This is a genomic window from Alistipes sp. CHKCI003, from assembly GCF_900021155.1.
In the GTDB taxonomy this organism is placed as follows: domain Bacteria; phylum Bacteroidota; class Bacteroidia; order Bacteroidales; family Rikenellaceae; genus Alistipes; species Alistipes excrementavium.
The window spans coordinates 1-19,376 of the sequence record NZ_FCNT01000042.1 but is presented as its reverse complement, the minus strand read 5'-3'; the positions used below and the strand labels follow the sequence as shown (position 1 = coordinate 19,376).

28 protein-coding genes, 1 tRNA gene and 1 pseudogene are annotated in these 19,376 nt (G+C 49.2%); 29 read left to right on the top strand and 1 reads right to left on the bottom strand.

The genetic code is table 11. The features are described 5' to 3' along the window. The first annotated feature begins 562 nt into the window (after positions 1 to 562). The 7 genes from BN3659_RS05240 (at position 563) to BN3659_RS05205 (ending at position 5,721) form a co-directional block, all read left to right on the top strand. Positions 563 to 832, top strand: coding sequence for a helix-turn-helix domain-containing protein (locus BN3659_RS05240; protein WP_091535141.1), 270 nt, complete (start codon positions 563 to 565; stop codon positions 830 to 832). A gap of 255 nt (positions 833 to 1,087) precedes the next feature. Next, positions 1,088 to 2,602 (top strand): A1S_2505 family phage non-structural protein, encoded by a 1,515-nt coding sequence (locus tag BN3659_RS05235; protein ID WP_091535139.1) that lies wholly within the window; start codon positions 1,088 to 1,090, stop codon positions 2,600 to 2,602. 556 nt (positions 2,603 to 3,158) lie between these two features. Beyond that, positions 3,159 to 3,229, top strand: a tRNA-Gln gene (locus BN3659_RS05225). Positions 3,230 to 3,327: 98 nt separating this feature from the next. Continuing rightward, a complete protein-coding gene (locus BN3659_RS05220) occupies positions 3,328 to 3,873 on the top strand; it encodes a Panacea domain-containing protein (protein WP_091535136.1) in 546 nt (181 codons plus the stop codon). Next, positions 3,870 to 4,268, top strand: a complete 399-nt coding sequence (locus tag BN3659_RS05215) for a hypothetical protein (protein WP_091535135.1) — start codon at positions 3,870 to 3,872, stop codon at positions 4,266 to 4,268. The genes BN3659_RS05220 and BN3659_RS05215 overlap by 4 nt, the downstream gene beginning before the upstream one ends. 147 nt (positions 4,269 to 4,415) lie before the next feature. Continuing rightward, the gene (locus tag BN3659_RS13310) at positions 4,416 to 5,033 is read left to right on the top strand and encodes a BRO-N domain-containing protein (RefSeq protein ID WP_216092792.1); all 618 of its coding nucleotides are present in this window, start codon (positions 4,416 to 4,418) and stop codon (positions 5,031 to 5,033) included. A gap of 247 nt (positions 5,034 to 5,280) precedes the next feature. Beyond that, positions 5,281 to 5,721: a Panacea domain-containing protein gene (locus BN3659_RS05205; RefSeq protein WP_091535133.1), complete on the top strand. Its 441-nt coding sequence runs from the start codon at positions 5,281 to 5,283 to the stop codon at positions 5,719 to 5,721. Positions 5,722 to 5,906: 185 nt separating this feature from the next. Here BN3659_RS05205 and tnpA read toward each other — a convergent pair whose 3' ends face one another. Then, positions 5,907 to 6,311 (bottom strand): IS200/IS605 family transposase, encoded by a 405-nt coding sequence (gene tnpA / locus BN3659_RS05200; protein WP_091535131.1) that lies wholly within the window; start codon positions 6,309 to 6,311, stop codon positions 5,907 to 5,909. Positions 6,312 to 6,378: 67 nt separating this feature from the next. Here tnpA and BN3659_RS05195 point away from each other — a divergent pair, with 67 nt between their 5' ends. The 22 genes and pseudogenes from BN3659_RS05195 to BN3659_RS05090 all read left to right on the top strand — a co-directional run. Next, positions 6,379 to 7,509, top strand: coding sequence for an RNA-guided endonuclease InsQ/TnpB family protein (locus BN3659_RS05195; RefSeq protein WP_091535129.1), 1,131 nt, complete (start codon positions 6,379 to 6,381; stop codon positions 7,507 to 7,509). Positions 7,510 to 8,342: 833 nt separating this feature from the next. Then, the gene (locus BN3659_RS05190; protein WP_091535128.1) at positions 8,343 to 8,633 is read left to right on the top strand and encodes a hypothetical protein; all 291 of its coding nucleotides are present in this window, start codon (positions 8,343 to 8,345) and stop codon (positions 8,631 to 8,633) included. Positions 8,634 to 8,828: 195 nt separating this feature from the next. Further along, on the top strand, positions 8,829 to 8,951 hold the full coding sequence (locus tag BN3659_RS13595) for a hypothetical protein (protein ID WP_262480982.1): 123 nt from the start codon (positions 8,829 to 8,831) through the stop codon (positions 8,949 to 8,951). A gap of 4 nt (positions 8,952 to 8,955) precedes the next feature. Beyond that, positions 8,956 to 9,414, top strand: coding sequence for a hypothetical protein (locus BN3659_RS05185; RefSeq protein ID WP_091535126.1), 459 nt, complete (start codon positions 8,956 to 8,958; stop codon positions 9,412 to 9,414). A 23-nt stretch (positions 9,415 to 9,437) separates the two neighbouring features. Beyond that, on the top strand, positions 9,438 to 9,605 hold the full coding sequence (locus BN3659_RS13110) for a hypothetical protein (RefSeq protein WP_171847709.1): 168 nt from the start codon (positions 9,438 to 9,440) through the stop codon (positions 9,603 to 9,605). A 5-nt stretch (positions 9,606 to 9,610) separates the two neighbouring features. Further along, complete coding sequence (locus BN3659_RS05175) at positions 9,611 to 10,258, top strand: Rad52/Rad22 family DNA repair protein (protein ID WP_091535122.1); 648 nt, start codon at positions 9,611 to 9,613, stop codon at positions 10,256 to 10,258. Positions 10,259 to 10,260: 2 nt separating this feature from the next. Beyond that, positions 10,261 to 10,719, top strand: coding sequence for a hypothetical protein (locus BN3659_RS05170; protein ID WP_091535120.1), 459 nt, complete (start codon positions 10,261 to 10,263; stop codon positions 10,717 to 10,719). 2 nt (positions 10,720 to 10,721) lie between these two features. Then, positions 10,722 to 11,018, top strand: a complete 297-nt coding sequence (locus BN3659_RS05165; RefSeq protein ID WP_091535119.1) for a hypothetical protein — start codon at positions 10,722 to 10,724, stop codon at positions 11,016 to 11,018. Positions 11,019 to 11,181: 163 nt separating this feature from the next. Next, a complete protein-coding gene (locus BN3659_RS05155) occupies positions 11,182 to 11,553 on the top strand; it encodes a hypothetical protein (RefSeq protein ID WP_141682500.1) in 372 nt (123 codons plus the stop codon). 236 nt (positions 11,554 to 11,789) lie between these two features. Further along, a complete protein-coding gene (locus tag BN3659_RS05150) occupies positions 11,790 to 12,683 on the top strand; it encodes a DUF4373 domain-containing protein (protein ID WP_091535113.1) in 894 nt (297 codons plus the stop codon). Positions 12,684 to 12,738: 55 nt separating this feature from the next. Beyond that, entirely contained in the window at positions 12,739 to 13,074 is a 336-nt protein-coding gene (locus BN3659_RS05145) for a hypothetical protein (RefSeq protein WP_091535112.1), read from the top strand. Then, a complete protein-coding gene (locus BN3659_RS05140) occupies positions 13,071 to 13,427 on the top strand; it encodes a nuclease (protein WP_091535110.1) in 357 nt (118 codons plus the stop codon). Before BN3659_RS05145 ends, BN3659_RS05140 begins: the two co-directional genes overlap by 4 nt. Before the next feature lie 3 nt (positions 13,428 to 13,430). Next, complete coding sequence (locus tag BN3659_RS05135) at positions 13,431 to 14,129, top strand: hypothetical protein (RefSeq protein ID WP_091535108.1); 699 nt, start codon at positions 13,431 to 13,433, stop codon at positions 14,127 to 14,129. Between the two features lie 44 nt (positions 14,130 to 14,173). After that, positions 14,174 to 15,052, top strand: coding sequence for a phosphoadenosine phosphosulfate reductase domain-containing protein (locus BN3659_RS05130; RefSeq protein ID WP_091535107.1), 879 nt, complete (start codon positions 14,174 to 14,176; stop codon positions 15,050 to 15,052). Between the two features lie 90 nt (positions 15,053 to 15,142). Continuing rightward, complete coding sequence (locus BN3659_RS05125) at positions 15,143 to 15,388, top strand: hypothetical protein (protein WP_141682498.1); 246 nt, start codon at positions 15,143 to 15,145, stop codon at positions 15,386 to 15,388. Positions 15,389 to 15,399: 11 nt separating this feature from the next. Continuing rightward, complete coding sequence (locus tag BN3659_RS05120) at positions 15,400 to 16,257, top strand: radical SAM protein (RefSeq protein WP_317041647.1); 858 nt, start codon at positions 15,400 to 15,402, stop codon at positions 16,255 to 16,257. Next, the gene (locus BN3659_RS05115; protein ID WP_091535102.1) at positions 16,254 to 16,898 is read left to right on the top strand and encodes a fibrobacter succinogenes major paralogous domain-containing protein; all 645 of its coding nucleotides are present in this window, start codon (positions 16,254 to 16,256) and stop codon (positions 16,896 to 16,898) included. The genes BN3659_RS05120 and BN3659_RS05115 overlap by 4 nt, the downstream gene beginning before the upstream one ends. A 10-nt stretch (positions 16,899 to 16,908) precedes the next feature. Further along, positions 16,909 to 17,787 carry a phosphoadenosine phosphosulfate reductase family protein gene (locus tag BN3659_RS05110; RefSeq protein ID WP_091535101.1) on the top strand — a complete coding sequence of 293 codons (879 nt, stop codon included), beginning with the start codon at positions 16,909 to 16,911 and terminating at the stop codon, positions 17,785 to 17,787. A gap of 79 nt (positions 17,788 to 17,866) precedes the next feature. Continuing rightward, positions 17,867 to 18,184, top strand: a complete 318-nt coding sequence (locus BN3659_RS05105; RefSeq protein ID WP_091535099.1) for a hypothetical protein — start codon at positions 17,867 to 17,869, stop codon at positions 18,182 to 18,184. A 117-nt stretch (positions 18,185 to 18,301) separates the two neighbouring features. After that, complete coding sequence (locus BN3659_RS05100; protein WP_091535098.1) at positions 18,302 to 18,775, top strand: class I SAM-dependent methyltransferase; 474 nt, start codon at positions 18,302 to 18,304, stop codon at positions 18,773 to 18,775. Between the two features lie 4 nt (positions 18,776 to 18,779). Further along, positions 18,780 to 19,034 (top strand): hypothetical protein, encoded by a 255-nt coding sequence (locus BN3659_RS05095; protein WP_091535096.1) that lies wholly within the window; start codon positions 18,780 to 18,782, stop codon positions 19,032 to 19,034. Then, positions 19,031 to 19,376, top strand: a pseudogene (locus BN3659_RS05090) (hypothetical protein); the annotation flags it as partial. The gene BN3659_RS05095 and the pseudogene BN3659_RS05090, both read left to right, overlap by 4 nt.

The window sequence follows — 19,376 nt, the reverse complement described above, 5'->3', positions numbered from 1 at the left end:
TCGGATACCCTTGTTCCGTGCCGGCCTGACCGCCGACACGGGAGCTAATAGCCACCCTATGAGGTGAGGGGTTCGATCGCTGGCAATACAACCCCAGCCTGTAAGGCAGAAAGCGATCCGGCACTGAGAGGCCGTTACCAACTCTCCGGCAGAGAGCCGTTACCAACTCTCCGGCGGTCGGAGCCGTTACCATTCCGACCAACGCCTGCAACGTATCTGCATTGTGTGCCGCCACCGAGAAGACGCGGCCGCGAGTAAGCAAATAGCCGAAATGCGCGAAAGAGCCATCACCTGAATGTAGGAACGCGATGATACGAGCGAACGAAAGGGCGGCGATAAATGACTATGTCATAGCGGGGTTGAATGTCTCCGCTATGACGCTAAGGGGATGACTGTTGCGACCCGAATTTGAATTTTGGCTAAACTGAATTTATGAATTTTTGCAATAGTCGTCCCTCTATGCCCGGGCTGCTGATTTCATGGTATGAGTTAAACAATTATTCGGAGATTAGTAGTTCTCAGCGGTCCGGGCTTCTTTTGACTAACTTAAAACTTCGATTATATGGCACACGATCCTCAAAGACAAATAGCCGCTTATTTCCGCAAAGGCGGCCGCTTGACGGTGAAACGGGCGTGGGATATGTTCGGCACTACAGAGTTGCGACGTATCGTCAGCCGGCTGCGCAAGGGCGGCATGGATATAGTCTCGCGTTGGGTGTCAATCGAGACACGCGACGGACGGCAACAACGAGTGAAGGAGTATTCCCGAACCGATTACATTGTTTGTCATGTTAAAAAAAATTATGGGCAAAATTTGCTAAATACGGTATAATGTTATATCTTCGCAAACGAGAAAACAGAAATAGGAACAAGATGAGGAATCTCGTTCATGCGCGCCAACGCTTATTATTTCTATCTCTGAAGGATGCCTTAGCCCATTAAGGTATCCTTTTTTATTTACTTATTTTTCCGATGCAGAATTCTTTTTTTATTTTGTATACTTCCATACAGGACGCTAAGTCGTTGTGGTGGATCCGAGTGGCAAATGTTTTTTCTTTAAATTTAAATTATAACAATTTACGAACACATGGTAGATAAAGTATTTACTCCCGAGAACATCACGGAATTAAAGCCGAATGAGGTCTTCGTTTTCGGTAGTAACAAGGCCGGTAATCATGTCGGCGGCGCTGCCCGCGTCGCCCTCGACAAGTTCGGTGCCGTTATGGGGCAAGGCGAGGGATTGCAAGGGCGATCTTATGCTATTCCGACGCTGGACGAGAACATGCACAAAGTAGAGTTGTCGGATTTGGAACGCTCCGTCAAGGATTTCGCGGACTTCACCAAAATACACCCGGATTTAATATTCTACGTAACGAAAATAGGATGCGGGATTGCAGGTTTCGATCTTTCTGAAATAGTAGAAATATTCAAGCACGTATCGTTCGGAGACAATGTGATTCTTCCGGAAGAGTTCGGGGAGGAAAAGTGTATCGATGGCTTCAAAGGCTTCGATTCTGATATGACATGTCGCGGCTTCAAATTCGAGGAGGGTGAGACTTATGAAGAAGATGCGAACCCTAAAGTTTGCGAAAAAGGATTTCATTTCTGCGAATCACCCTTTTCAGTGCTTAATTATCGTCCGATGCTGGATGATGATTGCAACTTCATCCCGATTCACCGCGTTACGGCTCTGGGTAGATGCCGTTCTGATAATGACAAAACGGCCACGACAAAAATTCATATCGGAGCCAAGCTCAATTTCTCAGATTTTATAAAAGCGGGTATCGACTTCTTGTATGAAAAATGTATCAAAAGAGCTCCGACTGTTAATGTAGATACGAGCGACGGAGCCCATATCGGTTCCTCGGGCGACGAAGCACAGATCGGTTCCTCAGGCTACGGGGCCCGGATTGGTTCCTCAGGCAACGTGGCACAGATCGGTTCCTCGGGCGACGAAGCACAGATCGGTTCCTCGGGCGACGGAGCCCAGATCGGTTCCTCGGGCGACGGAGCCCAGATCGGTTCCTCGGGCGACGGAGCCCAGATCGGTTCCTCGGGCGACGGAGCCCATATCGGTTCCTCAGGCAACGTGGCACAGATCGGTTCCTCAGGCTACGGGGCACAGATCGGTTCCTCAGGCTACGGGGCACAGATCGGTTCCTCAGGCAACGGGGTACAGATCGGTTCCTCAGGCTACGGAGCCCATATCGGTTCCTCAGGCAACGGGGCCCGGATCGGTTCCTCAGGCTACGGGGCACAGATCGGTTCCTCAGGCAACGGAGCCCAGATCGGTTCCTCAGGCAACGGGGCACAGATCGGTTCCTCAGGCAACGGGGCCCGGATCGGTTCCTCAGGCAACGGGGCCCGGATCGGTTCCTCAGGCTACGGGGCCCATATCGGTTCTTCCGGATACAAAGCAGTGGTTTCTGCCATTGGCCCCGGTTCAAAGATCAAAGCGAAGAAAGATAGCTGGATTGTTCTTGCCGAGTATGACCAATATGGCAGTCCGGTGTGCGTGAAGTCCGCCCAAATTGATGGAATTACGCTTAAAGAGGATGTTTTTTATCAGCTTGTAAAAGGCGAATTTGTTGAGACTGAATAGTAATATTCTTTCTTACAGGTTACGGACGCCTGCGAATAGTCCGCATGAGTTTTTTCATGTCAAGTTTTTGGTTGGTAGTTTTCCGTCCGTCATCCGTGAGGCCCACGGGCGGATGCCTGCCCGAATCGAAGCCCTACGTGGTGGCGTGGGAGTGTGGTAGATCCGGGCAGCTTTTTACGGAGGATAGCCTGAAGGCTCGGGAGACGGCGACGTTTCGGGAGTTCGAATCTCTCATCCTCCGCACGCCTGCGACAGAATGTCGTAGCCGTATCGGCCTTGAAAGCGATAGGGAGCCGATGAATATTTATTTGCTTGCCTTTTTGCTTGGCATGAAGCGCTGGAGGTAGCCAAAGAACCTATCTATTTGGTGTCGATCTTCGTATATCGGGACGTGGTCGGGCCCGGAGTAGCAGCTTGAGACTATATGCAAGTACCTCGGTGGCGGGAATAACAGACAAATGGTTAGTCCTTGGTATTTATGGACCGTCTTTGTCAGAGCGTTTTATATCCAGTTATCTGTGTTTAGGATGTATCCGAACGAGGGAACGCATATTATTGCGCTATGGTGTAATGGCAACACGTCAGATTTTGGTCCTGCTGTTCCCGGTTCGAATCCGGGTGGCGCAACGACATTCATGTATTGTGAAATGCAATAAAAGCATGTTTTTTGCAGTTTATTATAAATGACGTATATTTGCCATACACAACTATATTGATCCTGAATCATGACAACTCCGGTTTTCAATCCAGAGAAATCCTTACAGGCTGTTCTGTACGTTGCGAACAGGCTTGAACGGAAAGATTTTCACAAAATATTCAAGGTGCTCTATTTCGCGGATCGAGAGCATCTGACTAAGTATGGCCGTCCTATTACAGGTGATACGTATGTGGCTATGGAATACGGGCCGGTTCCTTCCATGATTTATGACATTTTCAAGGGTGTTCGAGGGGATGGTTATCAATGGCCTCAAATCGGTGAGTTCAGAAAAATGTTTCGAATTAAAAACAGATACAACGTCGAACCGTTGCAGGATGCCGATTTGTATTATCTTTCGAAAACAGATGTTGCGGAACTCGACACTTCGTTGACTGAATATGGCAAGCTGTCTTGGAATGAAATAGTGGAGAAATCGCATGCTTTCGCATGGAGTAAAACATCATTGAACGACAGGATGGCTGTGGAAGACATCATGCAGGAGAGTGGAGCCGACGAGGAATTCATCGCCGAGGTTACGGAAAACATTCGTGCCGTAAAAGAGTTGAACCGATGAAGGGTATATGCAGAGGTACGATATTACATCGGATGTTCGAGACGACCACACCTCCCAAACCGAAGTTCTTCGTAATCATAGGGGAAAGTGAAACGCATGTTATCGGCTATTTTTTCATAAATTCCAATATCAACAATTATGTGCAGCGCAGAAAGGATTTTTATGACATGCAGATGCCGATCAAGCGAAACGAATACCCCTTTCTCAAGTACGATTCGTTTATCGGTGCTCACGAGTTGAATATGATCGACAAGTCGTTGCTTGCCGAGGAGCTGGCATCCGGGGAGACTTCGATAAAAGGGTGCCTGAATATCGAGGATATGGACAGGTTGCTCGAGGCGGCCAAAGCCTCGGATTTGTTCTCTCCGTACGAGAAAGACACGTATTTCAGATAACGATTTCATAAGAATCGTATTTTTCATGACCGAGGTTCTGCCTCGGTTTTTTTATACTTTTTTTGCAGATTCGAAAAATAATCTGATTAGGTCTTGCGTAATGTGCCGAACGCTCGCAACTTTGCCACGAACTCATAAAACTATAATATGAGTGCTATACAGATTTTTCAAAATGACCGCTTCGGAGAAGTGAGAGTAACCGAAGTCAATGGCGAACCGATGTTTGCCGCCACAGATGTTTGTAATGTATTGGGATACTCCAATCCGAGCAAAGCCATTTCGGATCATGTGGATGAGGACGAACGGTATAACCAATCGTTAGAGCGAGGCGGGAATATGCTTTTCATTACAGAAAGTGGGTTATATTCTCTCATTCTCCGAAGTAATAAGCCCAATGCCAAACCATTCCGCAAATGGGTAACCTCCGAAGTCCTTCCCTCCATCCGCAAGACCGGTAGCTATACGATGGCTCTCCCGAAAACCTATTCGGAAGCACTACGGCAGTTGGCCGACGCCGTAGAGGCAAAAGAGAAAATCCAACTCCAGCTCGAAGTTAAGACGCAACAGCTTGACGAGGCAAAAGATTGGTTCTCGATCAAGCGCTGGGCAAAGGAGCATTGCATAAATTGGCGAAAGGTCTCATGGCAAGCTCTGAAAGCTATATCGGCAGAGCACGGGCTTGAGGTCAAAAAGATATTCGATGGGAACTATGGAGAAGTAAATCTCTACCATCGCAAGGCATTTGCCATCTTGTATGGCAAATAATGCTCATAATATTTTTAAGTGTTCGGCGGGGCTAATAACCCCGCCTTTTTCTTCTACGCTATTACACAATGCAAACACTTTGCAAGTTTTGAACCGGATAGTGCTTTAGAAATAAAACGGTATACGGTTCACAATAAAAGCATATTTTTTGCGATTTATATGTAAAATAGCGTATATTTGCATTGTAAACACAAGAATAAATATCTACTTCTGCGAATTATATAGAACTCCTTAATATTCTGAACTTATGACTTATCCTGTTTTAGACATCGCCAATAAATTGTTGCTCAAAGCGACGGAATATGACGGAGGGGAGCTCATGTCCAACATGAAGCTGCAAAAAATGCTTTATTACCAGCAGGGGTATCATTTGGCAGCGTTCGGCACTCCGCTTTTTTCTGAAGAGGTCGAAGCGTGGATGTATGGCCCGGTCGTGCCTTGCGTTTACGAGCATTTCAAGAAATTCGGAGCGGGAGGAATCATCCCCGAAACCCAAACTCCCACCCTCTTGGTAGAGGAGGAAGAGGCTTTATTCTACGACGTATTCAATGCCTATATAAATTTCTCTGCATTAGGCCTCATGGAAAAAACTCACAATGAATCGCCGTGGCTGAGTACTCCGCGAGGCGTGGGGAACGTGATATCCAAAGACAAAATGCGGCGCTATTTCGAGAAGCAGTTGGCATGACTCATGAAGATCCGCAAGCAATCCCCGACTGAAAATGCCGTCGGGTGTGAGAATCACATATCGTTCGGCTTTGCCTATCTCCATGATGTAAGCTATACCGACTGCAAAAAAGTATCTTTTTTCATCGACTATTTACAAAAGATACGCGGGAAAGCCCACGACTTCAGTCGTGGGATGAAAGCGCCTCAATGTTTTTTCTGATTCTCGATATATCTGATTATGGTATCAGCCGAAATATATCCGACAGACTCGCAGAAATACGAACGCGTCCACAAAGACGGCAGACGGGAGCACAGCTCTGCAAATTCCTCACGCAAAACTCGCGATGAATACCCCTTAAACTGCTGCACAAGAAAATGTGGAGCGTATGTGGGCTTTGACTTGACAAAGATGTGGATATGGTCAGGCATCGTTTCCATCTCCACAATCTCCACTTCAAGCTCATCCGCCTTCTCGCGTATCAGTTCTTTGAGTCGTGATTCTATCTCGGAGGTAAGGACTTTTCTACGGTACTTGGTACACCAAATTAGATGAAATCCAAGATTGTAGACACAGGTTTCACTTGCCGAATATCTCTTTTTTGTAGTCATGTATTTATTATTTGTATTGCAGATGTCGAATATTTTCATTAACTTTGCAACAAAGATATAACAAAAGATGATAGCATACAAATATAAATTGTATCAGACCAAGCGGACAAAGCATTTAGACGCGATGCTCCGTGAGGCATCTTTTGTCTGGAATCACGCTCTTGCGTTACAGAAAAGGTACTATTCGCTCTTTGGTAAGTATATCTCAAAGAATGCGATGCAAAAACACTATGCGAAGAGAATTAAGCGAACTCTGCTTCATTCACAGACCACGCAAGAAATCATCGAACGCCTTGATACTGCATATCAGAGGTTTTTTAAGAAATTAGCGAAGCGACCTCCTAAATTCAGAAGAGCAATAGACTTCTACTCTATTGTCTATAAACAGGGCGGTTTCTCTCTAAATGGAAATGTCTTGACGGTCAATACGATTAAGAAGCGTTTCAAATTTTCTTATTCGCGACCTTATGAAGGCAGGGTTAAGCGAATAGCAATCAAGCGTTCACGACTCGGGGAATACTATCTGATAATCACAACGGACGCAGAGCCGAAAGCGTACGGAAAGACACATGATGGTGCATCCGTAGGCATTGACTTCGGCTTAAAGACCTATATGACCTTATCGGACGGTACGACCGTGAGGAATCCACTGTTCTTGAAATCCGACCTTGACAACGTTAGGCGCAAATCCCGCTCGCTATCCAAGTGTAAGAAAGGTTCAAACAACCGACAGCGCAGACGCAAGGATGTGTGCCGCGAGTTTGAGAACATCACTCACAAACGCGAGGATTTTCAGTGGAAGCTCGCACATGAGTTGTGCCGCAAATATGATTATATCTTCATTGAAGATTTATCGTTGCACGGCATGACGCGGATGTGGGGACTCAAGATGTCGGATTTGGCCCATGCGGAGTTTGTCGGCAAACTTGAATGCGTCACACGGAAGTATAGCGTGACAGTTCACAAGATAGACCGATTCTATCCGTCCTCAAAGACTTGCGAGTGTGGATATGTGAACAGAGAATTGAAACTTAGCGACCGCGAATGGGTATGTCCCGAATGCGGTAAGGTAAACGACCGCGACCTCAATGCGGCTGAGAATATACTTCGGAGGGGCATCTCCGAATTGTGGAGCGGGAGTAAGACCGTATCTGATACGGCGTCCCGCGCTTGCACACAAGAATCCCACGCGCTTTAGTCGTGGGAGTATGTCAAAGCGGCTCAAAAAAATATGCGGAACTGACTGGAAAACGGTTAACATATCGCAGCGTCATGCGATCGGTTGCGAAAAAATCCCCGTAACTGCCATAAAGAAAGATTTAAAATTAACTCGGGAGGTTACGTTTCTGTTGGCTTTTCGCGCCACAGGAGACAACCACGCCTTTCTTGGGTTCAGAGATGGTAACATTTTTCAGGTTGTCTATATAGAGGCTGAATTTGGAGATATATATAATCATTAATGTGATAAACCGAGGTTTTGCCTCGGTTTTTTCGCTTTTTGTTTCGCAAATTCAAAATGAATGCGTATATTTGCAATGCCAAACGTTCGTCATCTGACGACAAAGAACATATTGAAGTAGTTCCGCGATAAAGCGGGTCTTTCTTGTGGTGTCATCTCTTTGAGATGGCGGACGTTTGGCGACGAAAACAAGAGAGGCTCGCCTCTTTTTATATACTAATTTAAAACTTTCAGACCATGCCAAACGTCCCTGAAAGCGGCCCCAAGACGCAAAGCGTCCGGCCTGCCGTTCCGCCTACGACACAGGCGCCCTTTACCTACAAGTATCTAAGCGAAAGCGCCCTTTTGCGCGCGATGTGCGCCCACGATTTTGCGAAGAAAATTTGCAAAGTCAGAAACTTTGCGTATCTTTGCAGTGCCAGAACGATGCTATTGCATCACAAAAGTACATATTCAAACGCGATAAAGCGTTGTCCCTTGTCCACTTCTGCTCATGCAGTAGTGTCGTTCTGGCGAACAAATAGGGGCAACGCCTCTTTTTACATACCTATTAACTAACTTTTGATGACATCATGCCAGAACGAATCAAAGGTATCGGCCCGAAGTACAGTACGGCTGTTACGCCTATTTACAAATCTTTAAGCAAAAAGTTTTTGCTGAACGCCGAATTCTCCGACACACCAAATACCTACCTTATCGGTATCGACGGTTTGACCTACGAAAAGGTAAAGGTCGAGACGTCGCTCACCTATGACGAATATCATCCTCTGATGGCCGTGGGTCGTGCTGTAATTGAGTTCCGTGATAGCTATTCTTTTGCTCATATCACCTATATCAAGGTCCAGCAAAAGGTGCAGAAATAACCGCTAAATCAGTACATTATGAAAGAGTTTCAGATTATCGAGGTGAATAGCCTCCGGCTACGCCTTTACGGTAAAGTGTGGCGGTTTTGCTACCGCTTGCGGACCAAAATCCGGCGCATTCAAAGCAAGGCTGTCTACAATGCGTTACGGACAGAAAACAGACCCCGCCTCTATCGGATCAAAATACGTTAGGTTATGGCAGAGCTTATCACATTCGTAATGTTCGCCGTGGTAACAGTGGCGGTATTCAGCTGGGTGTTCTCCAACGAACGCCGTAAACAGAAAGTCAACCGGATGTTGAATGATTTATTCGAATAGCGATATGGAGGTATATCATCAGACAGCTCAACCAATGATCTTCATTGATGGTGTGGAATACGGCGACTATCCTTCGGTGGCGTGGGATAAGGTTCCGCCGGAGGTGGACGAACCGGAGGAGGAGACCGAGGTTATCGACGAAGAACTTCAGCCGTCAACATCGAAGGCAATCCACATCGGAGAGCGAATCTATAAAGCTCTTGCCGAACAGTTGCGCGAGATCATCGAGGTACAGGACCAGTGCAGCACGACAATAGAATTGCCCGATGGAGAAATTACCTGCCGGTTTACTTTAACGGCATTCATCTATCGTGAAAACGTTTCAGCTCCCGATGGGATTTGGAGCGAGGTAAAGGACGTTGTGCCCGTATGGTGGGAACTTCACACATACGTCGGTCCCGATATGGTCGAGAGGCTGAACGATGCAACGTTCGACAAGTTGAAAACATTTCTTATTCATTGATTTCGAGACAATATAGAATATTTATGAAAACACGTATTGAAGTAAAAAGTCTGGACACAGGCAAAGTGGTTTCCAGCCACGAGGAGAACCGCCGGATGACGGCCAAGGAAATTGAACGGGCGAAACGCGATTGCCTGCGCTATCTCGATCCGAAGAAAGTGTCCACCCCGAAAGTAACCTATATCGACTGACGGCTATGACAGAGCTCAAATCGCTTAATTCGACGCAACTGGATGCCTTATCCCGACCGCTTCCGGATGAAGCGGTCAGCCCGCATCCTACGAAAAAATATTTGTCGTCGATTAAATCCATATACGTTACCGAACGACTGAACGAAGTGTTCGGAGTAGGAAAATGGCGTATTGAAACCGAGATCATCGAACGAGCCGACAAGATGGTCGTCGTGAAACTCAAATTTTCTATTCCCGACTACGGCATTTATTACGAGTGTTACGGCGGGAATGACAATTCCGACTTGGGAGATGCCTACAAAGGCGCCACGACGGATGCGATCACGAAGGTCGCATCATGGTTGGGTGTTGGTGCCGATGTGTTCAAAGGAAAGCACGCGCGGAGCGGAATGCCGCAGAAAACGGACCGCAATTCGCAATCACCGACCGCTGCTCCGGTAAAGAAGCGCATCACGCCGGAGATGCTGGCGGACGAGATCATGTGCGATTCGCTGCTCAAGTGGGCCTATAATGCCTATACGACGTCGGGATACTCCCAAACGTTCGACGCAGGAGCGAAACTGCTCAAATCTTACGATGCCGACGCCGATGTCGTGGAACGTTTTACCGCACTATTCGAATCCTATCGGCAAGCTCGTAAAAACGCCAAATAATCATGGACGCACAGATTATACTGTTACGGGAAACGGCTTCGGTCGCCGAGTTGGCCGACCGGGCTGTTTCGGCCGTGGTGAACGGAGAGGTCGATCCCATTACGGCGCATATCAATATGAGCCGTGTAGAGGCTGCGATTACACAGTTTAAGAGTAACCCGCAGGTCCGGGACATTACGTTGCGGGAGCTTTCGAAGTACGGCAAGTCGCACATCTTCGGCGATTGTCGGCTGGAAGAGGCCGAATCGGGCGTGAAATACGATTATTCGATGTGCGGCGACAGCAAGCTGGCGGAAATGTACAAGACGCTGGAGGCGGTCAAAGCCGACATCAGGGAACGGGAAACGATGCTCAAATCGCTGCCGAAGTCCGGCATGGCCGATCCGGAGACCGGAGAGATGGTTTATCCGCCCGCCCGCAGCAGTAAAACAATTATCAAAACAACATTCAAAAAATACTAATCATGTCGGATTTTATCAATGTATCGATCTGCGTGTCGGATATTCCGCGGGATCGGATCAAGCAGGGCAACAATGGCAAAAAGTACATCAACGTATGCGTATCGACCCTTCGGGAACCGGATGTCTACGAGAACACGCATTGCGTATTTATGCAGCAGACGAAGGAAGAACGCGCGTCGAAAGCCAACAGAATCTTTATCGGCAAAGGCAAGGCCGTGAATTTCGCGCCTAATCCGATTACTCCCGAATCCGTGGAACAGATGCCTCCGGCCGATGAGGTCGACGACCTGCCTTTCTGATGTCTGAAGAGTATGTACGAGCTGACGACCGCAGAGGTCCGGGAGGCGATTCGCATCCTGCGCGATCTCCCGAGGAATCGGGGACAGACCCCGATCCTCACCATCAAAGAGCAGAATGCACTGCGTAAGGCAGCGCTACTGTACCGCAAAATTCTAAAACGTCATGACAAGAATAGAACAAATACGCAAGGAGGCGGAGGACATTCAAAGTATGTTGGAATGTCTGAATGACATGGCCGACATCGACGCGATGCTCGGACGACTGGACCAACTCGGCGTCTACTACGCCCGCAGCGGCGAGTTACTCGCCGAAGTTGCCGGAATGCGCGATGCCGCGATGGCGAAATTGTTCCACGATGAGAAAGAGACGATTTTAAGTTTGTCGGCGTCGCTGGCCGTGAAGTTGGTGAACAGCTCGGCGGCAGAACTGAACGCACTGGAGAAGTGGCTCGACCGCATCAATGCGGCGTGCAAACACCAGTGCGACAACCTGCGCACGATGATAAGTTACGAGAAAGAACGATTGAAATTGTAAATATCGAAAAATATGTTTGCCCAACATTATCACATAGTAGATTCGGATGAAGATTCGGATTTGAGAGAGGTGGAGGTATATTGGAATACCGATTCAAATATCGTAATAAGGGAGCCAGAAAATGATAGAGATTATTTCTTTAACCTTCTTGTTTTAACTCCCGAAATGGCAAAGACCTGATTCATGTATTGAGTGAAATGGTTGCGAGATGTAGTGATTAGATAAAAGGCTATGACATGGCGAGCAACAAGACCGGATTGAGCTATTACAGCGTCGATACGGATCGGTATATGGATATTCGCATCCGGCGGCTTGTAAAGGATCACGGGTGCAGGGGTCTTGCTGTTTACGACTATTTGCTTTGCGAGGTGTACCGGGTACAAGGCTGTTTTGTTGCGTGGGACGAAGTGACTGCCTTCAACGTGGCCGAATATCTTGGGCTGAAGGAATCGAATGTTTTTGAGATTGTGAGATACTGCGGTGATGTGGGGCTTTTTAACAAAGAACTGCTCTCTCGTGGGGTCATCACGTCGGCATCCATCCAACGGAGATACCTCGAAATGTGCAACCGGTCAAAACGCAAGATTGCCAAAATTCCGGAAGAATGTCGCATTATTCCGGAAGAATCGCAAAAAACTCCGGAAGTTTGCGGCAAAGAAAGAAAAGAAAGAAATATATCTTCTCCTAACGTCGAAGATATACCCCCTCAATCCCCCTTTCGGGGGGAAGCGGCTGTCGGACCATCGCCCGAAGGCGATAGGCCGTCTCCGGAAAGAAAAGAAAAAGTTGCGCGAAAAAGAAAAGAACTCAACCTCTCGGCTGTCGGACCTTCGTTCCAACCCATCGTGGCGGATTGGCTTGCATATAAGTCTGAACGCGGACAGACCTACCGGCAGCGGGGCTTCGATGCCTTCTATGCGCATCTGCTCGAACTCTCCTCCGGAGATGCCGGAAGGGCCCGTAAGATTGTCGAACAGTCGATGGCCAACAATTGGGCGGGGCTGTTTCTACTGAAAACATCGAATGACCATGAACGAAGTACAAAGAATCGCACCCCAACGCCTGATGAACTCGCTTGCGCCGTCGCCGAAGGATGGGCTCGCGCTCACACTCGCCAAGAATGGGAGTGAGGAAGTGTCCGTATTCGCAGGGCCTCCGGCATCTGCGGCCCATATTGCCGCATCCATGCACAAGCTGTCCGTGTGTTTCCCCGATATGACGAAGGAATTCTTCTCCATTCTCACCGAACGCATCAGCAAAACGGGAATGAGCGACGCACGGCTGGACTATGCCGTGAACAGGGTGCTGGACACGTTTACATACAAGCAGCTGACAATCGCCGACGTGCTGAGCCTCGATGTGAAGTGCAGGGTGATGTCGTATGCCGAGATGTGCAACGACGCAGCGAAGCGGGGAGCCTCCACGGACGATTACGCTCCGCTAAGGATCGGCGATGCCGACAAGCCCGTATGGGTCTTGAAAGTCGACAAGATACGCTACCGTCTGCCCGATGCGCTATGAGACACCTCGAATCGACCTTACAACGCGCCTTCGTGCGGTGGTTCCGTCTCCGTTACCCTGATTACGCCCTGAATCTGACGAGCGTTCCGAACGGCGGACTGCGAAATAAGACTGAAGCGGCCCTCCTGAAAGCAGAAGGAATGACGGCCGGTGCAGCCGATCTATTGCTGCTCGTACCTCGGGGCTGTTACGGTTCGTTAGGATTGGAATTCAAGACGCTTTCGAAAGGCAGCCGCCAAAGCGAAGCACAGAAAACATGGCAGCGTTCTTTCGAGCAGGCGGGAAACAAATACGTGATTGTTCGCACGTTGGAAGAAGCAATGATGGTTACTGAAAACTATTTGAATTTGTAGCAAATGAAAAGATACACACAAGCAGAGTTCGATGCGTTCGAACGCGATGAAAAAGGTGTTAAATATTGCCCCACGGGCGACTATTCGCAGATCGAGAACTTCGGGAGGCAGTGCAATTTCGGGAAATGTTGTCGTTTCGGGAAGTATTGTTGTTTCGGGAAGTGTTGCAGCTTCGGGGAGCAATGCAGCTTTGGGGAGATGTGCTGTTTCGAGGACTGGTGCATCTTCGGGGAGTGTTGCCGTTTCGGGGAGCGGTGCATCTTCAGGGAAGAATGTATTTTCAGGGAACAGTGCATCTTCGGGAAGTGTTGCAACTTTGAGGTGTATTGCAGTTTTGGGAAACGGTGCATCTTCGGGGAGCGGTGCAGTTTCGGGGCGCTGTGCAGTTTCAGGGAGTGTTGCAGCTTCGGGAAGCAATGCAGCTTCGGGGAGCAATGCAGCTTCGGGGATCGGTGCGATTTTGAGGGAATCGGCCGCGCGAAACCGGGTTATCCTTTCGCCGCGTGGATAGGTTCCGGATCACGCAAGGGCAGCAAAACCTACTTCTTCAATCTCGAACAGGGTATTTACGTCCGCTGCGGGTGCTTTCTGGGTACCCTGCCCGAGTTTCGGGAGAAAGTTCGGGAAACACACGGCACGGACGGTCTGGCCGGCGAGTATCTGGCTATTGCGGACCTCGTGGAACGGAAATTCGCGGAATAATTCACTCGATATCCAATGGGGGCTTTCTCAAAAACAATTTTCACATGAAAGTACTTGTAACTTTTTCCGGCGGTAAAGACAGCCTCGCAGCACTGTTGTGGACACGGGAGCATATCACCAAAAATTTCACGACCGTGTTCTGCGACACGGGCTGGGAACATCCGCTGACCTACGAGTATATTAACCGTATCGCCGACAAGCTGCACCTCGACTTGGTAACATTGAAGTCGAAGAAATACGACGGGATGGTCGATCTTACGCGGCAAAGGAAACGCTGGCCCTCGACGCGGGCACGGTTTTGCACGATAGAACTCAAAACCAAACCGACGATCGACTACGTGCTGGACGAGGTGCAGGACAATATGTTGATGATTCAGGGCATCCGTGGATCGGAATCTCCGGCGCGGGCCAAGATGCAGGCGCAATGTACGTATTTCAAATACTATTTCGAGCCTTACGGTTACGACAAAAATGGCAAGCCGAAAAAGCACACCTACCGGAGTAAGGATGTCCGGGCGTTTCGGGCAAAGTTCTCGGATGACCTGCTGCGCCCTGTGTTCGACTGGTCGGCACAGCAGGTGATTGATTCGATTCTCGCCGCTGGTTTGGAACCGAACCCGCTCTACCGGATGGGCTACAAGCGTGTCGGCTGCTGGCCGTGTGTGATGGCAAGCCAGCGCGATATTCTCAATATCTCCAAACAATCTCCCGAACGTATAGCGGAAATAGCAAACCTTGAAGGAGAGTTGCATTCTTCGTTTTTCGGGCCAAATAGAATCCCGCCCCATGCAATCTCCAGCGGAGAGAAATATCCGACGATTCATGATGTCGTGCGCTACGTCCAATGGCAGAACGCGACGGGCAGCCTATTCGACGACGATACGGCGACGAGCTGTATGAGCTATTACGGACTATGCGAATGACACATGCATCGTTATTCAGCGGTATTGTTCCGCAGGTTGCGCTGCGGATATTCGAGACGATCAACGCTTACGAGAAATTAAGTCGATAATATGAAACTGATGACAGGATTAGGTATGAGCTACCTACAAACAGACGACTCTTTCCCTGAGTGGAGATACGGTCCGGAAAACGAATACCAAGAGGAAATCCGTCAACTGAAGGCAGAAATAGCCAAACTGAAAATCTGCCTCGACGAGTCGAAGCAGCGCGAGGAAATAGCCCGCAAGGTAATCGATGACAAGAATAGGGAAATTGAAAAATTGAAGCTAAACGATTACGAACCCCGATGCGAATAGGTATAGTAGATGTGGATGGTCATCACTTCCCGAATCTTGCGCTGATGAAGCTCTCGGCGTGGCATAAGTCTGAGGGCGATTCGGTCGAGTTTGCCGATGCGATGTTCGGCAGCTACGACAGGGTGTATATGTCGAAAGTCTTCACGTTCACGCCCGACTGTTCGGATTATTACCCTTGCGAAGTGGTGAAGGCTGGGACAGGTTATCGAGACTACACGACGACACTGCCGGAATCTATCGAGCATATGTGCCCTGATTATTCGCTTTACGGAGTGGATGAAGCCTACGGTTTCCTTACCCGAGGTTGTCCGAATCATTGTCCGTGGTGTATTGTGCCGCACAAGGAGGGTTCGATCCGTCCGGCATCGCCGATACGCGAATTCATCGGCAACAAGCGCCGGGCCGTATTGCTCGACAACAATGTGCTGGCATCCGATTTCGGATTGGAACAGATCGAGGAAATCGTCCGCATGGGTATCGCGGTGGACTTCAACCAAGGGCTGGATGCCCGGCGAGCTTGTGATGACCCTTACATTCTCGATTTGCTGTCACGGGTGAAATGGATTCGACACATACGGTTCGCTTGCGATACACGCGCCCAGATAGAACCAGTGCTGAAGTGTATTCGGGAGCTTGAGCAGCGGGGGGTCAACAGACATCGTTTTTTTGTCTATTGCCTTGTCAAAGAAATTGATGATGCGTTGTTCAGATTGAACATTTTCCGTGAAATGCACATCAACCCATTCGCCCAGCCTTACAGGGATTTTGATAACAAGATCAGACCGACAGTTGAGCAGCGTCGGGTTGCCCATTGGTGCAACAAGAAGTCCGTTTTTTATAGCTGTGAATTTAAAAATTTCAGATTATGAAAACATTACGTGAAGTAGCCGATGAACTTTGCCCGTATCGTTTAGAGGATTACGATAAAACCATCTACAACATGATAGATGAAGCTTGCCACAATGAATGGATAGACGGGTTCATTACCGGCGCTCAATGGAGGGAGGATAATCCGGTTGCGGCCGATTCTGCGTCCGATCCCGAGTCCGACTCCATCGAGCTTTGCGGCCTGCTGTGGGACACAGAGAATTTGGCCATCGGCGGTTACGAGAAGGACGGCCGCCATTACTACACATGGGATGAGGCGATGGAGGCCGCGAGGTCCGTCGGGAAGCGCTTGCCCACTCAGTATGAATGGGTGGCATTATGCGATTTAGGCTCGACTTGGGACGATGAGCTCAAGGGCCGTTGGTTTGGGGGTAATCACGACTCGGACCACAAGGGCTCGTTATTCCTGCCTATTGCGGGCCTCAGCTCTTCTAAGGGCCTCGGCTATCGCACAAAGATGATCGGTACGAGTACCAGCGGCTACTATTGGTCCTCGTCGCCGGGCTACGGAAGCAGCAACTACGCGGTCAACCTCTACTTCCGCTCGGGCTTCGTCTACCCGCTGAACTACTTCAATCGCGCCAACGGCTTCAGCGTGCGTTGCGTTCGGGACAAAGAATAACAGATAGATTATGAGAGTTATAGTTACTTTTTCCGGCGGTAAAGATAGCCTTGCAGCGCTGTTGTGGACCCGCGAACATATCACCAAGAATTTCACGACGGTATTCTGCGACACGGGTTGGGAACATCCGTTGACTTACGAATACATCCATCGCATTGCCGACAAGCTGCATCTCGATCTGGTAACATTGAAGTCGAAGAAGTATGCAGGTATGGTCGATCTTGCCCGGCAGAAGCATCGCTGCCCGTCGGCGCGCGCCCGGTACTGTACAGAGGAACTGAAGACGAAGCCAATGACTGACTACATCCTCGACGTCGTACAAGATAATACGCTCATTATTCAGGGCATCCGTGCCGCGGAATCCTCGGCACGAGCCAAGATGAAGACGCAATGCACCTATTTCAAGTATTATTTCGAGCCTTACGGCTACGACAAAAACGGAAAGCCGAAGAAGTATAGCTACCGCGGCAAGGATGTTCGGGTGTTCCGGTCGCATTATGCTGACGACCTCTTGCGACCGGTGTTCGACTGGTCGGCGCAACAGGTCATCGATTACATCCTCGCCGCTGGTTTGGAACCGAACCCGCTCTACCGGATGGGCTACAAGCGTGTCGGCTGCTGGCCGTGTGTGATGGCAAGCCAGCGCGATATTCTCAATATCTCCAAACAATCTCCCGAACGTATAGCGGAAATAGCAAACCTTGAAGGAGAGTTGCATTCTTCGTTTTTCGGGCCAAATAGAATCCCGCCCCATGCAATCTCCAGCGGAGAGAAATATCCGACGATTCATGATGTCGTGCGCTACGTCCAATGGCAGAACGCGACGGGCAGCCTATTCGACGACGATACGGCGACGAGCTGTATGAGCTATTACGGACTATGCGAATGACACATGCATCGTTATTCAGCGGTATTGTTCCGCAGGTTGCGCTGCGGATATTCGAAACGATCGATAAATACGAAAGCAAATGACGAATCAAGTAACAAGCATCGAGCAGTCGAAGCGGCTGCTGGAGCTGGGCGCACCGGCAGAGATGGCCAGCATGGTGTGGGACAACACGTCCCCCGCGCCGCATCCGGTACTGAAAATATGGGATACGGAGACAAAGCACCGGCAGGCGGTGCACGCGGACCATATCCCGGCTTTTACGGCCAATGATCTGCTGGGAGCGTTACCCGGTTGTTGCCGGATGCCCGACGGAACATGGATCAATATGGAGATAGAGATGTATGGGGGGGGGTATCTGGCGCCTCTCGTACTTCCGGATAGCCTCTGGAAGCGATGAGATACTATGTGGCGGCGCAGGGCGGGAATACCTCTTTAAGCAGGAATCGACACAGGTCATGGACCTGCTGTACGGGGCGGCCGAGTGGCTTTTATCCAACGGGTGTAAATTGAGACTATGAAAACGGACAAGAAGATACTCGATGCATGCTGCGGGTCCCGCATGATGTGGTTCGATAAAGCATGTGCCGATGCCGTATTTATGGATATTCGGGATGAAGAATTGACAGCATGCGACGGTCGGAGCATCGAAGTGAAGCCGGACATCATAGGCGATTTTCGGGATATGCCTTTCGACGATGAATCGTTCCGGTTGGTCGTATTGGACCCGCCGCACCTCAGGAATTTAGGCTGCACGTCATGGTTGGCGCAAAAATACGGCGTCTTACTGCCTACATGGGAAACGGATATTCGGGCGGCTTTCGACGAATGCATGCGGGTTTTGAAGCCGGAAGGGATTCTGATATTCAAATGGAATGAAGAGCAGATCAAGATTCGGCAAATCTTGGACATTATTCCGTACAAGCCGTTGTTCGGACATCCGACGTCCAACCACGGAAAAACAATATGGATGTGTTTCATGAAAAGATAAGGATATGAAAAGCGAAAGAGCAAAACAATACTTGTTGAAAGTCGTAACACCGATAGCGATGATGTACCCCGATTGTCCGGAAGAATGCGATCTGAAACTGGGAGAGGCTAAACGGGCTGTCGAATTAGCCGAGCAGGAGACCGAGGAGAGGATGAAGCGGAAAGCGGTAGAGGCATTCGAGGATATATGGTTCAGTGGGATGGAACCGGACAATGAAGAACTCCGCAAAAGATTTATCAAGAAACTGAACGAGGCATGAAAAAGATCATGTTCAACGACCGCTACGGGCTGACGCAGGCGGTCATCGAGGGGCGAAAGACCATGACGCGGCGGTTGGCTGCCTCGAAACGGAAATATGAGAAGATACGGTTATGGCAGCCCTGTTTAGAGTTGGAATACGGCCTGTACGGTTGTACTGAGGATGAATTCTGGGAATATATCGAACCGTATTACGCACACGGCGAGATCGTAGCTGTGGCACAGAGCTATAAAGACCTCGGTTATTCCGACTTTGCTTTGGACAGAGACCCTAAAGACGTACAGCATGTTCGAGGCACGCTGAAACAGTCGGCGGGGTGGAACAATAAGCTGTTCGTTCGGG